The organism is Microbacterium maritypicum (genome assembly GCF_008868125.1).
GTDB lineage: Bacteria > Actinomycetota > Actinomycetes > Actinomycetales > Microbacteriaceae > Microbacterium > Microbacterium maritypicum.
Map to the genome: position 1 here is coordinate 194,999 of NZ_WAAQ01000002.1, position 14,479 is coordinate 209,477.

The 14,479-nt window shown below is 68.9% G+C and carries 9 protein-coding genes; 6 read left to right on the forward strand and 3 right to left on the reverse strand.

Features of this window, described 5'->3' with window-relative positions:
- Window positions 1–98 precede the first annotated feature (98 nt).
- Both F6W70_RS11720 and F6W70_RS11725 read left to right on the forward strand, forming a co-directional pair.
- The gene (locus tag F6W70_RS11720) at window positions 99–4,295 is read left to right on the forward strand and encodes an HtaA domain-containing protein (protein ID WP_151486809.1); all 4,197 of its coding nucleotides are present in this window, start codon (window positions 99–101) and stop codon (window positions 4,293–4,295) included.
- A 102-nt stretch (window positions 4,296–4,397) separates the two neighbouring features.
- Window positions 4,398–4,712, forward strand: a complete 315-nt coding sequence (locus F6W70_RS11725) for a potassium transporter Trk (RefSeq protein ID WP_151486810.1) — start codon at window positions 4,398–4,400, stop codon at window positions 4,710–4,712.
- Window positions 4,713–4,715: 3 nt separating this feature from the next.
- On the opposite strand, the gene F6W70_RS11730 is transcribed toward F6W70_RS11725, so the two are convergent.
- On the reverse strand, window positions 4,716–5,321 hold the full coding sequence (locus tag F6W70_RS11730) for a zinc-binding alcohol dehydrogenase (protein ID WP_151486811.1): 606 nt from the start codon (window positions 5,319–5,321) through the stop codon (window positions 4,716–4,718).
- Window positions 5,322–5,422: 101 nt separating this feature from the next.
- Window positions 5,423–6,781: a SpaA isopeptide-forming pilin-related protein gene (locus F6W70_RS11735; RefSeq protein WP_170287906.1), complete on the reverse strand. Its 1,359-nt coding sequence runs from the start codon at window positions 6,779–6,781 to the stop codon at window positions 5,423–5,425.
- A gap of 555 nt (window positions 6,782–7,336) precedes the next feature.
- Between F6W70_RS11735 and purM the strand changes: the two genes are divergently transcribed.
- Genes purM through F6W70_RS11750 form a run of 3 tightly spaced genes read left to right on the forward strand, consistent with a single transcriptional unit; the run spans window position 7,337 to window position 11,253 of the window.
- Complete coding sequence (gene purM / locus F6W70_RS11740) at window positions 7,337–8,446, forward strand: phosphoribosylformylglycinamidine cyclo-ligase (RefSeq protein WP_055869402.1); 1,110 nt, start codon at window positions 7,337–7,339, stop codon at window positions 8,444–8,446.
- A gap of 24 nt (window positions 8,447–8,470) precedes the next feature.
- Window positions 8,471–9,943, forward strand: a complete 1,473-nt coding sequence (gene purF / locus F6W70_RS11745) for an amidophosphoribosyltransferase (RefSeq protein ID WP_017831330.1) — start codon at window positions 8,471–8,473, stop codon at window positions 9,941–9,943.
- Window positions 9,940–11,253, forward strand: a complete 1,314-nt coding sequence (locus tag F6W70_RS11750; RefSeq protein WP_151486813.1) for an MFS transporter — start codon at window positions 9,940–9,942, stop codon at window positions 11,251–11,253. The genes purF and F6W70_RS11750 overlap by 4 nt, the downstream gene beginning before the upstream one ends.
- A gap of 49 nt (window positions 11,254–11,302) precedes the next feature.
- Here the strand turns inward: F6W70_RS11750 and F6W70_RS11755 are convergent, their stop codons facing one another.
- Complete coding sequence (locus F6W70_RS11755; RefSeq protein ID WP_017831332.1) at window positions 11,303–12,337, reverse strand: LacI family DNA-binding transcriptional regulator; 1,035 nt, start codon at window positions 12,335–12,337, stop codon at window positions 11,303–11,305.
- Window positions 12,338–12,431: 94 nt separating this feature from the next.
- On the opposite strand from F6W70_RS11755, the gene F6W70_RS11760 reads away from it, so the two are divergent.
- Complete coding sequence (locus F6W70_RS11760; RefSeq protein WP_151486814.1) at window positions 12,432–14,258, forward strand: glycoside hydrolase family 35 protein; 1,827 nt, start codon at window positions 12,432–12,434, stop codon at window positions 14,256–14,258.
- Window positions 14,259–14,479: the final 221 nt, after the last annotated feature.

Sequence of the window (14,479 nt, forward strand, 5' to 3'; positions counted from 1 at the left end):
TACTTAGCTAAGCCTAACCAAAATCCAACCTTCGCCCGACTGCATTGCGGCACCGCCGGCGTGCGTGTTCTTCTGCGCGCCCGGAGCCGTGGAGAACCGTGAACGCCTCAGCCACAGCATCCTCAGGGAGCGCCCGCATACGCGTGCTGCTCGCCGCTTTCGTCTCCTTCCTCCTCGTCGCCGCCGGTGCGGTGATCGTCCCGCCCGCGCACGCCGCCGGCGCGGCGGTCACAGCCGCGGTCGCCTCCGCGGGAACCTCGGGGGTGAGCGTGCAGGTGCAGGTCAGCGGTCTGCCCGAGGTCGAAGGCGCCTACGCGGCCCTCATCGTGAAGGGCACGGAGTCCGGGCTCAGCGGCGGGGGCGGGTACGCCGCGTTCGTCATGCCGACGGTCGCGGGAGGGGAGAGCACGTTCACGCTCGACGCGCCGGCCGGCTCGCTGGACCGCACGAAGGCGTACGAAGTGCTCGTCTGGCAGAAGCACTCGAATCCGAACGAGACCACGATCTACGGCCGGGGCGATGTCGCCGTCTCGGCCGGGCAGTGGGACGCGGTGTTCGGCACCGTTCCCACCGACCCGGGAACCGACCCGGGAACCGACCCGGGAACTGACCCCGGTACGGATCCGGGTACCGACCCCGGAACTGACCCCGGTACGGATCCGGGTACCGACCCCGGTACGGATCCGGGTGAGACCCCGAAGTCGGCGGCGATCGAGGTTTTCCTCGCCGACGGCACGACTCCGGCCGCAGGCGTGGCGCTCAAGGCGGGCGACAAGGTGGTCGTGAAGGGTTCCGGCTACGACCCGGCCGCGAACCTCGGGACCGAGGGCCGTGGTGTGCCGATCCCGAAGCACCTCCCGCAGGGGACCTACGTCGTGTTCGGCAACTTCGCCTCGGCATGGCAGCCCTCCGCCGGGGCCGCGTCATCGGCCCGCTCGGTGGGTACGCAGGTCTGGGCTCTGGCCGAGGGCGTGCTGAACCAGGTCCCTGCGCAGTACCAGGGTGCGATCCGCGCGCAGTGGGTCGACATCGCGGCCGACGGCACGTTCCAGGCGACTCTGACACTGAAGGATGCCGCGACGGCGCCGGGGTCTTACGGCGTCTACACCTACGCGGCCGGTGGCGTGATCAATGCCGACCAGGAGCGCAGCGTCGCCCTGAACTACAGCGAGAACCCCACGGTCTCCGCGGTCGTGAAGACGGCCACCGCGAAGGACGGCCTGACCGTCACGGCATCCGCGTCGAAGCTCGGTGCGATCACCGGCGCGTACGTCGCACTGATCGAGAAGGGCACCGAGGCGAACGTCACGGGCAGCAGCGGGTTCCTCGCGATGCAGTACGTGCGTCCGATCTCGGGCGGCGTCTTCACGGTCGACCTGACCGCCGCCGCCGACACGCTCGACCGCACGAAGTCCTACGAGGTCATCGTCTGGAAGCAGCACTCGAACCCTGACGCGAGCACCATCTACGCCCGCTCGAGCATCACCGTCACCGACGCGCAGTGGGAGAGCCTGCAGCCCGCCCCGGTCTCCGCAGCGATCGAGGTGTTCCTCGCCGACGGCACCACCCCGGCGGCCGGAGTGCCGCTCAAGGCCGGTGACGAGGTCGTGGTGAAGGGTGTGGGCTACGACCCGGCCGCGAACATCGGCGGACGCGGGGTGCCGATCCCGAAGCACCTTCCGCAGGGCACCTACGTCGTCTTCGGCAACTTCGCCTCGACATGGCAGCCGTCCACGGGTGCCGCATCGTCGACACGTTCGGTCGGCTCGCAGGCCTGGGCTCTGGCCGAGGGCGTGCTGAACGAGGTCCCTGCGCAGTATCAGGGCGCGATCCGTGCGCAGTGGGTCGACATCGCGGCCGACGGAACGTTCCAGGCGGCCTTGACGCTGAAGGACGCGGCCACGACGCCCGGTTCTTACGGCGTCTACACCTACGCGGCCGGTGGAGTGATCAATGCCGACCAGGAGCGCAGCGTCGCCCTGGACTACGGCGTCACCCCGGCCGTGACGCCCACGGCGAAGTCTGTGACCGCGAAGGACGGCCTGACCGTCACGGCATCCGCGTCGAAGCTCGGTGCGGTCACCGGCGCGTACGTCGCCGTCATCGAGAAGGGCACCGAGGCGGACGTCACCAGCAGCAGCGGATTCCTCGCGATGCAGTACGTGCGCAACATCACCGGAGGCGCGTTCACCGTCGACCTGACCGCGGCCGCCGACACGCTCGACCGTACGAAGTCGTACGAGGTCATCGTCTGGAAGCAGCACTCGATGCCCGATGCGAGCACGATCTACGCGCGGGGCGCCGTCACGGTGACCGACGCGCAGTGGGACACCCTCTTCCCGGCAGGGCCGACCGTCGTCACGACGGTGAAGACGGCGACGGCGAAGGACGGTCTGACCGTCGCGGCCGCAGCCACGAATCTGGGCGAGATCCCCGGCGCATACGTCGCACTGGTCGAAGCCGGAACCGAGGCAGACGTGAGCGCCGATGGCGGGTTCCTCGCGATGCAGTGGGCGCAGAAGGTCACGTTCGGCGCCTTCTCGATCGACCTCACGACCGCGGCGAAGAACCTCGACCGCACGAAGTCGTATGAGGTCATCGTGTGGAAGCAGCACTCGAATCCCGATGCGAGCACGATCTACGCCCGATCGGGCGTGACCATCACGTCCGCACAGTGGGACGCACTGTTCGACGTGGAGGTGCCGGAGGTGCCCGAGACACCGGTCACGCCGACGACCCCGGCGGCGAACGTTCCCGGCGGCTCCCTCCGCTGGGCGATCTCCTCGTCGTTCACGAACTACATCACGAGCGATATCGCCAAGGGCTCGATCGCGGTCTCCGACGGGGCGACCCGTTCGGGCGGCCAGTTCCAGTTCGGCCAGACGGTCGGCGGCGACTTCGACATCGCCACCGGTCTCGGCAGCGTCGTGTACCGCGGTTCCGTGCGTTTCACCGGACACCAGGGCGTGCTCGATGTGACCGTGTCGAACCCGCAGATCCGCATCACGTCCGCGAACCTTGCGACGCTGTACGTCACGAGCGGCGGTGCGCAGGTGCCGTTCGCGACCCTCGACCTCTCGAATGCGGCGCGCATCGCGGCCAACGGTGCGGTGACGTACACGGCAGCCCCCGCGGCGCTGACCGCCGAGGGACGCGACCGCGTGCTGTCGGGCTACGGCACCACGCTGAACCCCGTGACGTTCACGATCGGCTCCGTCTCCGCGGCGCCGGCAGGGTCGAGCGGCACGGTCGCAGCGGCGGCCGTCACGTCGAAGACCACGCTCCCGGCGACCCCGCCGGCGACCGAGGGCATCGACGCCGACGAGGCCAACCTGTCGGCGCTCGCCTCAGGGCGGCCGGCGACGGTGTCGGCATCCGGATTCCGCGCGAACGAGCAGGGAATCAAGGTCGTCGTCTACTCCACCCCGGTTCTGCTCGACACCGTGACGGCCGACGCGAACGGCGTCGCCACCTGGTCGGGTGCACTCCCGGCAAGTCTCGAGGACGGCGCGCACACGCTCACGTTCCAGGGCTCGGTGAACCGCGGTCTCGCGTTCACGCTGAACAGGGCCACGACCGCGATCGGCGTCTGCACGGTCGAGGGCGCCACGCTCGAGTGGGGCTACAAGGAGTCGTTCCGCACCTACATCGAGGGCATCGCGAAGGGCGGCTGGACGCTGACCGACGTCGCCTACCGGTACCCCGACTACGTGTGGGAGAACGGCACCGGTTCGTTCGACGACAAGACCCTCGCCGGCCTGGTCTCGTACGGCGGGAGCATCACGTTCACCGGTCACGAGGGAGCGCTGAACACGACGCTCGCGAACGCCGGTGTCGAGCTCGCCGGAGAGAAGGGCTATCTCGTCTTCGACGTGACCGGCACCACGCAGGGCGGAGAGCGCATCGACCAGAAGGGCGTGCGTCTCGCAGAGTTCCCCCTCGGCGATGCGGCCGCGGCCGACGGTGTGTTGACGCTCGACGCGATCCCGACCACGCTGACAGAGGCCGGCGCATCCGCGTTCGGCACCTACGCCGCGGGTGAGGAGCTCGACCCGGTCACCGCCGTGATCCCGGTCGGCGCCGACTGCGGCGTCGCCGAGGAGAAGCCCGACTCCGACTCCGCGGCGACCGCAGTGGTGACCACCGCGAACGAGCCTGCGGACGCCGAAGGCGCCCCGGTGTGGCCGTGGATCGTCGGCGGCCTGCTCGTCATCCTGCTCGCGGCGACCGGCGGTGTGCTGATCGTCCGCCGCAACCGCGAGGCCGAGACCGCCGACACGGCGACCGAGCTCTAGCCGACGCGCACCACGGAACGGCCCTCCCCGCGGCGGACGCGGGGAGGGCCGTTCTCTCGTCACCCGGTGCGCGGTATCCGTCGGTGGTGGGACAATGGATGCATGGCCCCCACCGACTCCCACCAGACCGTCGAAGCGACCGTGCGCCGCGTGCCGCGGTACGGCGTGCTCATGGGCATCGGCGTCGTGGTCGGCGTGATCGCGGCCGGCATCCTCACCTGGACCGGCAGCTTCGACGAGTCGCAGGCCCTCGACGTCGTCTACCCGCCCGGTCAAGTGTTCGGTTTCCTGCTGCTGTGGACCGTTCCGATCGGCATTGCGCTCGGCGGCATCGCCGGCCTGATCATGGAGCGCCTCGCCCGTCGTCACGACCGGGTCGTGCGGGTCGACCGCGAGACCGTCGTCGAAGAGGACTGACCTCTACGCGAGTTCGGCGATCACCGGGCGGATCGCGGCGTCGAACGCCACGACGTCCCGACGCAGGCCATCGGTCACCGCCACTGTGAGCGCTCCGATCCACCAGATCCCCCGCTGCGACAGCGGGAGCACCTGCACGTTCAGCTCGAAGGAGTGCGCACGCCGCCCGACCTCGCGCTCGAACTCCGCGATCGCGCTGGCATATGCCCGGTAGGAGTCGCTGCCTGTGTGGCTCTTCATCGACGACACGTAGCGGTCGTGCGCCCTGCGGGCGTATTCCAGGACGGGTGTCGCGAATGGTGTGATCGCCGAGGTCAGCTCTGCGGCCCCGGAGGCCGGCAGGGCCACCAGGGTGTCGAAGCCGTCGACGAGTTCGAGAGGGACGCCAGAGTGATGCGCGCGCGGCTCGACCGTCATGTCCCAGTACTCGCGCCACTGCGCTTCGACCGCGGGAGAGGCCGTGGCGGCATCCGGAGTTCTGACCGGCAGATCGCGCAGGCCCGGCAGATCGTCCGTGGCTCGGATGCCGAGTCCTTGGCGCAGCGCTAGCGCCACGAGAACCGGTACGCTCGCGTCTTCGCGGATCAGCCACTGCGGCTTGTCGGACATGGCCCCATCGTAGGTGCGATGGGGCCATGTGCGGCAATGAGCGTCGCGACCTTCGCGCCTCTTGAACGGAAAGTGTGCTGCGCGCCGGATCGGAATACGACCTAGGTGAGCGAACGCGAGCGCCGCCGTGCGCCTCGCGCGGACATCAGTGCGGCGCCGACGAGGAGGAGCAAACCGCTCAGCGCGAGCGCGGGCGACTGGTCGACACCGCCGGTGTTGGCGAGGGTGCCATTGCCGGTGTTGGCGACGGTGCCATCGCCGGATCCACCGCCCGTCGTCGGCACGTCCGCTCGCACGTTGGCGACGGCCAGGTCGATGCCTGCTGTTGTGGTTCCTTCGGTCACGGAGAACTCGATCGGCGACGCGAGGAGGACGTAGCCGGTTGGGGCGGTGATCTCCTTGAGCCAGTAGGACTGGTATCCGGTGTCGCCGGGTGCCACGGGCGCTCCGTTGGCCCAGTCCGAGCGCCTGATCTCCGACAGCGTGAGCGTTCCGTCAGCGCCCACCGGGAAGACGGAGAGGCCGTCGAGGGTCACGGGGTTGACGCCCGCGGTCGCATCCGCCTGGCTCAGGAAGATGGAGAAGGATGCTCCGCTGAGCGGTGCGCCCGAGACGTCGGTCTTGGCGATCGTGATGCCTCCGAACAGGTCCGCCGGGGCGACGAAGTCGGTCGTCGCGGACGCCGACAGGCTCTCTCCCGTCGGCGTGAGGAAGTCGACGAAGACCTGGCAAGTCGGATCGCCGTTCCACACGTAGGACAGGTCGATCGCGGTGGGCATTCCGGTCGCTGCCGCCGTCAGAGTGACCGCCCCTGCGGTGTCGGTCGTCGTGCACAGAGCCACGTTCGAGGACTGGGGAGCTGTGAGGATGCCGTCCGTCAACGTGACACCAGCTGCCGCACCCGGGCAGAGCGTCACGGGCCCGGTGCCGGTGGAGGTGATCGTGATCGGCCAGTCGAAGTTAGCGGCAACAGTGAACTGGGCGGTCTGAGCGACAGTCGTCGAGGGCTGAGCCGGTCCGGTGACCGCGAGCGTCGGCGTCGCGGGGATGACCGGATGCTGCGCGCACGTCGCCTCCGCGTCGGAGATCACGGCGGTCTCCGGGTTGGCCGGGTCGGAGCCGTCGAACTGGTACTGGTTGAAGTAGTTCCGCGCCTCAGTGTTCACCGTGTCGGCCGCGTGGCCCTCGCTGAGACACCACACCTGCAGCTGCGCCAGTGCCCGCGACCGCTTCGTACTGACATCAGCCGTGCTCAGAACGTAGGCGATCTGGTGCGCCGACTCCTCGCTGATCTTCGGGTTGCCCTCGACCTCCCCAGGAGGGCGGCCTGCGCATCCGCCGGCGTGGAAGTCGGTGCAGAAGCGCCACCCCAGATCGACGTTGCCCGCGCCATCCAGCTTGCCGCCGCAGTACGGCAGCCCGCCGGCGAAGCTCGACAGCGCTCCGGTCGCGTCATCCATCACACGCGTCCCCTCGTTTCCGTACTGGAAAACGACTCTGCTGGCGAGAAGTTCGGTTTGCGCCTCCCCGATCAGGGTGAACGAGGTGGGCGTGTTGTCAGATCCGTCGGCCGTGGACGTGGTGCCCTCGCACGCCGGCACAACGGGCGGATCCGTCAGGGGTACAGATACGACACTGCGCACCGGAGATACAGAGGGCCCGGCCGCTGACGCTGGTTGCACGCCAGCGAGTACGGCGATCACTGCGGCAACGACACCGATCATCCAGGGGCGACCCACGCGAACTCGAATTCTCATGCTTCTCTCCCAGTTAGAGGCGTTCGACGCGCAAGACGGGTCGAACAGGCCCAGAGCCCCCAGCGAAGCCCCGATACTCATGAGACGCAAGACGTCGCCGTTCATTACGGTCGCACGTGAAGTTCGGTGAGTCAACGTCTTGCTGGCGGTGCCCGATCGGACCTCGAGTGCTGACGGGCAATCGGTCGCGGTTCGAGTGCGTCATCCGTGCCTCTCGATCCGGAGATCGCGGCCCTCGGCTGACGGTAGGATCGAGGTGTGGCTGCCTCCCCCACCAATCCCTATTCCGAAGCCGGCGTCGATACCGCTGCAGGCGATCTCGCCGTCGAGCTGATGAAGTCCTCCGTGCGCGCGACGCACGGACCCGAAGTGCTCGGCGGTGTCGGCGGATTCGCCGGCCTGTTCGACGCCAGCGCGCTGCTCGGCTATCGTCGGCCGCTACTGGCCAGCAGCACAGACGGCGTCGGCACCAAGGTCGCGATCGCCCAGGCGATCGACAAGCACGACACGATCGGGCAGGACCTGGTCGGGATGGTCGTCGACGACATCGTCGTGGTGGGTGCCAGGCCGCTCTTCATGACCGACTACATCGCGTGCGGCAAGGTCGTGCCTCAGCGCATCGCCGACATCGTGCGCGGCATCGCCGAGGCCTGCTCCGCCACGGGCACCGCACTTGTCGGCGGCGAGACGGCAGAGCACCCTGGTCTCCTCGGGCCGCGCGACTACGATGTCGCCGGTGCCGCCACCGGCGTGGTCGAGGCCGACGCCATCCTCGGCGCCGAGCGCGTGCAGGACGGCGACGTCGTGCTCGCCGTGCAGTCCAGCGGTCTGCATTCCAACGGCTACTCCCTCGTTCGCCATATCGTCACCGGCGCGGGCATCAGCTACGCAGACACCGCGGCCGACTTCGGTACCACCTGGGGTGAGGCCCTCCTCGAGCCGACCCGCCTCTACACGCTCCCGCTGCTGCGCCTCATCGATGCGCTCGGCGGCGGCGTTCACGCGCTCAGCCACGTCACCGGCGGCGGAATCGCGGCGAACCTCGCCCGCGTGCTCCCGCAGGGGACCTGGGCGGAGGTCGATCGCGGCACGTGGTCGCCCAGCCCGGTCTTCCGCGTGCTCAGCGACATCGCAGGTTCCTCGCTCGAGTCGGCGGAGGGCACCTGGAACCTCGGCATCGGCTTCCTCGCGGTGATCGCGCAGGACAAGAAAGATGCCGCCATCGCTGCGCTCGCCGCAGAGGGCATGCCCGCCTGGCAGGTCGCGACCGTGGGCTTCGGCGCGCGTCCGGCCGGCGAGTTCGAACAGGGCGCCAAGGGCGTCGACGGCGGAGCGGTGCGCCTCGTGGGCGCCTACTCCTCCCACTGAAGAAACGGATGAAGTAACCACCCCATGTGCGGCATCGTCGGAATGGTGGGCTCTGCCCCGGTCAATCAGGACATCTACGACGCACTCTTGCTGCTGCAGCACCGCGGCCAGGATGCGACGGGCATCGCCACCGCCGAGGCAAATGGCGTGATGCACAACGCCAAGGCGCAGGGCATGGTCCGCGAAGCGTTCCGCACCCGCGACATGCGCGCGCTGCTCGGCAACGTCGGGCTCGGTCACGTGCGCTACGCCACCAAGGGCACGGCCTCGAACGAAGAGGAGATGCAGCCGTTCTACGTGAACGCGCCGTACGGCATCATCCTCATCCACAACGGCAACCTCACCAACACGCGTGAGCTCACGGCCGACATGGCCCAGCGCGACCGCCGTCACCTCAACTCCTCGAGCGACACCGAGTTGCTGCTCAACGTGCTCGCCGGCGAGCTGCAGAACACGACCTCGACCGTCGACCTCGACCCCGAGCGTGTGTTCGAGGCCGTCGCCCGCACGCACGAGCGCATCGAGGGCGCCTATGCGGTGATCGCCGTGATCGCCGGCTACGGCCTGCTCGCATTCCGCGACCCCTTCGGCATCCGCCCGCTGATCCTGGGTCGTCGTCCCTCGACGGTCGACGGTGCGCACGGCAAGGACGAGTGGGTCGTCGCCAGCGAATCGCTCGTGCTCGAGAACGGCGACTACGAGGTCGTGCGCGAGGTCGAGCCCGGCGAAGCCGTCTTCATCACCAACGACGGCGAGCTGTTCTCCAAGCAGTGCGCGACGGCCGCGACTCTCGCGCCGTGCGCCTTCGAGTACGTCTACCTCGCCCGCCCCGACTCCGTCATGAACGGCATCTCGGTGTACGAGTCGCGGCTGCGCATGGGCGATCGTCTCGCCGACACGATCGCCAAGCACGTGCCGATGGACAAGATCGACGTGGTCATGCCCATCCCCGACTCCTCGCGCCCCGCCGCGATGGAGGTCGCCCGCAAGCTCGGCATCGAGTACCGCGAGGGCTTCTACAAGAACCGCTATGTCGGTCGCACCTTCATCATGCCGGGGCAGGCGGTGCGCAAGAAGAGCGTCCGTCAGAAGCTGAACGCGATGTCGACCGAGTTCCAGGGCAAGAACGTGCTCCTCATCGACGACTCGATCGTGCGCGGGACCACTTCGAAGGAGATCATCCAGATGGCGCGGGATGCCGGGGCCGCCTCGGTGACCTTCGCCTCTGCAGCTCCTCCCGTGCGGCACCCGCACGTGTACGGCATCAACATGCCCTCGCGGCACGAGCTCATCGCCCACGGGCGGACGATTCCCGAGATCGCCGAGGAGCTCGGCTGCGACCACCTCGTCTATCAGGAGGTCGAAGACCTCAAGGCGGCGATCATCGAGGGATCGGTGCTCACCGACCTCGACATGAGCTGCTTCGACGGCCGCTATGTGACCGGCACCGTCTCGGATGAGTATCTGGCCTGGGTGGAGGGGTCGCAGACCTCATGACGATGCCGAGCGCACGACCGCTGTGGCAGGGTCGGGCACTCGCACTCGTGGGGATCGTCCTGGTGGCGTTCTCGCTGCGCTCGGCGGTCGCCTCGCTATCCCCGGTGATCGATCATGTCGCCGCGGATTTCCCGGTCTCGCCGGTCGTCATCGGCCTGATCGGCGCCGCGCCGCCGGTGTGCTTCGCGATCTTCGGTCTGCTCACGCCGCTGTTCGAGCGCCGATTCGGTCTGGAGCGGATGGCCGTCGCCGCGATCACGCTGATGGCTCTGGGGTTGCTCCTGCGCGGCTTCGCCGTGGATTCGACGACCCTGCTCGCGGCGACGGCCGTGGTGTTCGCGGGGGTCGGCTCGGGCAACGTGCTGCTGCCGCCACTGGTCAAGAAGTACTTCCCCGATCGACTCGGGGTCATGATGACCATCTACTCGACCACCATGGCGGTGTCGACCTTCCTGCCTCCGCTGGTCGCGGTGCCGGTGGCCGACTCGCTGGGCTGGCGGGTGTCTCTGGGCATGTGGGGCCTCGTCGCGGGCATCGCGCTGGTGCCCTGGGTGGCGCTTCTGCTGAAGAACGGCCCGCGAGCGGGTGAGCCGGTGAAGACGGAACTGCTCGTCCCCGATCCCACCGACGGTGTCGACGACGTGCAGGATGCGGTGGCCGTCGCGACCGGTCCGATCTCGACCGCTCCGGCGAACCGTCGGCACTTCGCCCGCCTGTGGAGACTGCCCCTCGCCTGGGCGCTGGCGGTCGTCTTCGGAGCGTCGTCGACCATGGCCTACGTCTCGTTCGCCTGGATGCCGACCATGCTCGTCGACATCGGCGGTGTGACTCCGGCGACCGCAGGTTTCCTGCTCTCACTGTTCGCGCTGATCGGTCTGCCGTGCTCGCTGCTGGTGCCGATCCTCGTCGTCCGGTTCCAGGCGACGCGTCCGCTCTTCTTCGTGGCCGTCGGCGGCGGGCTGGTCGGGCTCGCCGGTCTCCTGTTCGTCCCGACCGTCGCGCTGCCGCTGTGGGTGAGCATCTTCGGCCTCACCGCCATCATGTTCCCTCTCAGCCTCGTGCTGCTCAGCATCCGCGCCCGCACACCGGAGAGCGCCGTCGCGCTGAGCGGTTTCGTGCAGAGCATCGGCTACGCGATCGCGGCGACCTTCCCGCTGCTGGTCGGGCTGCTGCACGAGACGACCGCGGGCTGGCAGATCCCGCTGCTCGTGATCGCGGGCGTGCTCATCGTCGCGATCCCCGCCGGCATCGTTGCGGGTCGTCGTCGCACGGTCGAGGACGAGTGGGAGCGCCGGCACGGTCGCTGGTGAACCCCGAAGAATCCGACCCGCAGACCGAGCCGCGCGGCGCGGCTGAGGGCTATCGGGCGGATCGCGGCGGCGCGGTCGATGAGCGCACGATGAGCTGAGGATCGGTGGAGGGCATGTCGCCGACCGCATCGTGCCCCTCGATCTGGGCGATGACCCGGAGAGCTGCGGCACGGCCCATCGCCTCGAAGGGCTGACGGACGGTCGTCAGGGCGGGGGAGGCGTACGCGGCGAGGGCGATGTCGTCGACGCTGACCACGGACACATCATCGGGCACGCTGCGGCCGGCCTCGTGCAGGGCGCGGATCAGACCGAAGGCCATCTCGTCGCTGCTGACGAACACGGCCGTGGCCTCGGGGATCGCCGCGATCGTGCGACCCGCGCGGTAGCCGGATTCGGGCGTCCAGTCGGCGGGGATCAGCGGCGGCGGCACGATTCCGCGATCGCGGAGCGTCTGCTCCCAGGCTTCGCTGCGCTGCTGCGTCTCGGTCCAGTAGTCGTCGCCCGAGACGTGCCAGACGGTCTTGTGCCCGAGGTCGAGCAGATGCTCGACGGCGAGGCGGGCGATCGCCCTCTGGTCGACGGCGAGCGGGGCGTCCTCATCGAGAGAGGTGCGCTCGCTCCGGGTCGCGGGTGTGCGCTCGGTCCGCGCCCGCATCGCCGGGCTCTCGAGCTCGACCGGCACGCCGAGGATGATGCCCTCGGCTCCTTGCCGCTCCAGTCGGTCGAAGGCCTCCAGGAACGCCTCGGCCGACGCATGGTCGGCGACAGCGGCCGTCGACACGGTGTACCCGTTCGCTGCAGCGGCCTGCTGGATGCCGACGCCGAGCGCCGCCGACGAGTACCGGTCGGTCGAGACGACGATCACTCCCAGCACGCGGGTGCGACCGGAGGCGAGGGAGGCGGCGGCGGCGTGCACGCGGTAGCCGAGCTCCTCGACCGCCGCCATCACACGCCTGGCGGTGTCGGGGCGCACGTTGTCCTGCCCCGACATGACGCGGGAGACGGTCTGCGTGGAGACACCGGCAAGCTGGGCGACATCGACCTGGCTGGGGGCGCGGTCGTCTCTCGGGCGACGAGGTGACATGTGCTCAATGGTAGCGATCAATCGGCGTAAATCCAGGAGGCGGCGAGTCGTGTGATGCGATAATGTGAACGCAAACACTCGTGCTTGGAGCGCTATGCCTGACCTTCTCGCCTCGGCTTTCGACGGCTCTTCCGTTGCCGTCGATGCCCCGGCCGCCGCGTCGCCGATCGGCGCGCCCACCCTGACCTGGCGCGACGGGGAGATCCTCCGCGACGGCGTCGCCCACCGTATCCTCGCGGGCTCGATCCACTACTTCCGGGTGCATCCCGACCAGTGGGAGGACCGCCTGCGCCGACTCGCCGCGATGGGCGCGAACACTGTCGACACGTATGTCGCCTGGAACTTCCACGAGCGCGTCGAGGGCGACGTGCGCTTCGACGGGTGGCGTGACATCGAGCGCTTCATCCGCCTCGCCGGGGACATCGGCCTGGACGTGTTCCTCCGGCCCAGTCCCTACATCTGCGCCGAGTGGTCCAACGGCGGAATCCCGTCCTGGCTCTCGGGGCGCGTCGCGGCGCTGCGCACCAGCGATGCCGGCTTCCTCGCCGCGGTCGACGCCTGGTACGACGAGCTGATCCCCCGGCTCGTCCCGCTCCAGGCCTCGCACGGCGGTCCGATCGTCGCGATCCAGATCGAGAACGAGTACGGTTCGTTCGGCAGCGATGCCGCCTACCTGGCGCACCTGCGCGAGGGGCTCCGCTGTCGCGGGATGGTCGAGATGCTCACGACCGCCGACGGAATCACGGGCGACATGATCGAGCACGGCAGCGTTCCCGGTGCCATGGCGACGTTCACGTTCGGCACCGGCGTGGCCCGGGCCGTGGAGCTGCGTCGTGAGGGGGATGCGCTCATGTGCAGCGAGCTGTGGGGCGGCTGGTTCGACCACTGGGGCGAGCGGCACCATGTGCGCTCCGCCGCGAGCACCGGAGGGACGATCGAGGAACTGCTCGCCGCAGGCGGATCCGTGAGCCTGTACATGGCGCACGGTGGAACGAACTTCGGCCTCTGGAACGGGGCGAATCACGACCGGGTGCTTCAGCCCACCGTCACCAGCTACGACTCGGATGCCCCCATCGGCGAAGACGGAACGCTCAACGAGAAGTTCCACGCGCTGCGGGCGATGTTCGCGCCGTTCCACGCATCCGAGCTCCCTCCGGTTCCGGCAGGCCCGCGGCGACAGGCTGCAGCGTCCGCACCGCTCGAGCAGCGAAGCTCCTTACTGCAGCTGGTCGCCACTCTTCCCGTGACCGGAGAGGTCTCGCCGCGCCCGCGCACGTTCGAGGAGCTCGGTGCCGAAGACGGCCTGGTCGTCTACGAGGCGGATGTCTCCTTCCCCGCCGATGCGACGCTCACGATCGACGGACTGCACGATCGTGCCGTGGTGTTCCTCGACGCCCAGGCGCTCGGGGTGCTCGAACGTGACGGCGAGACCTCCCTCGCTCTGCCCGTCGATGGCGGAGCGGGACGGCTCACGCTCGTCGTCGAGAGTCTCGGACGCATCAACTACGGCCCCTATACCGGGGAGGGCAAGGGCATCATGCGTGGCGTGATGATCGGTCGTCGGCTGGTCAACGGCTGGACGCATCGCCTGGTTCTCCAGGAAGCGCCGACCGCGGCGCCGGGCCTCGACCGATCAGCGGAGGCGTCAGACGGTGTCGCCGTCGCGTCCTTCGACATCGCCGAGCCGCTGGACGCCTGGCTCGCCTTCCCCGGGGGGTCGAAGGGGATGGTCTGGTTGAACGGCTTCCTGCTGGGGCGCTACTGGAAGGTCGGTCCGCAGGAGACGCTCTATGCGCCGGCGCCGCTCTGGAAGGTCGGACGCAACGAGCTCGTGGTGCTCGACACCGACGGCCTCGGCGCGACGGTCGAGATCCGCGACGAACCGTCGTTCGGGGAGACCGAGGAGTTCATCGGCTCCTGATCCGCCCTGTCGCATTCCGAGGCCCATCCTCCGCGCCGAGACCCATCGTCACCGGCGGCTGTGAGGGTGGGCCTCGGTGCTGAGTGTGGGCTTCGCCGCTGTAACGGTTCGAAGATGTTTGCGCTCGCTCAGTGAAAAGCCTTGATCTTAAGGCCATCGTGCGCATATTGTGATAGCGCAAACATCGATGAGGGTTGTCGATGATCATCTGCGACGCACCG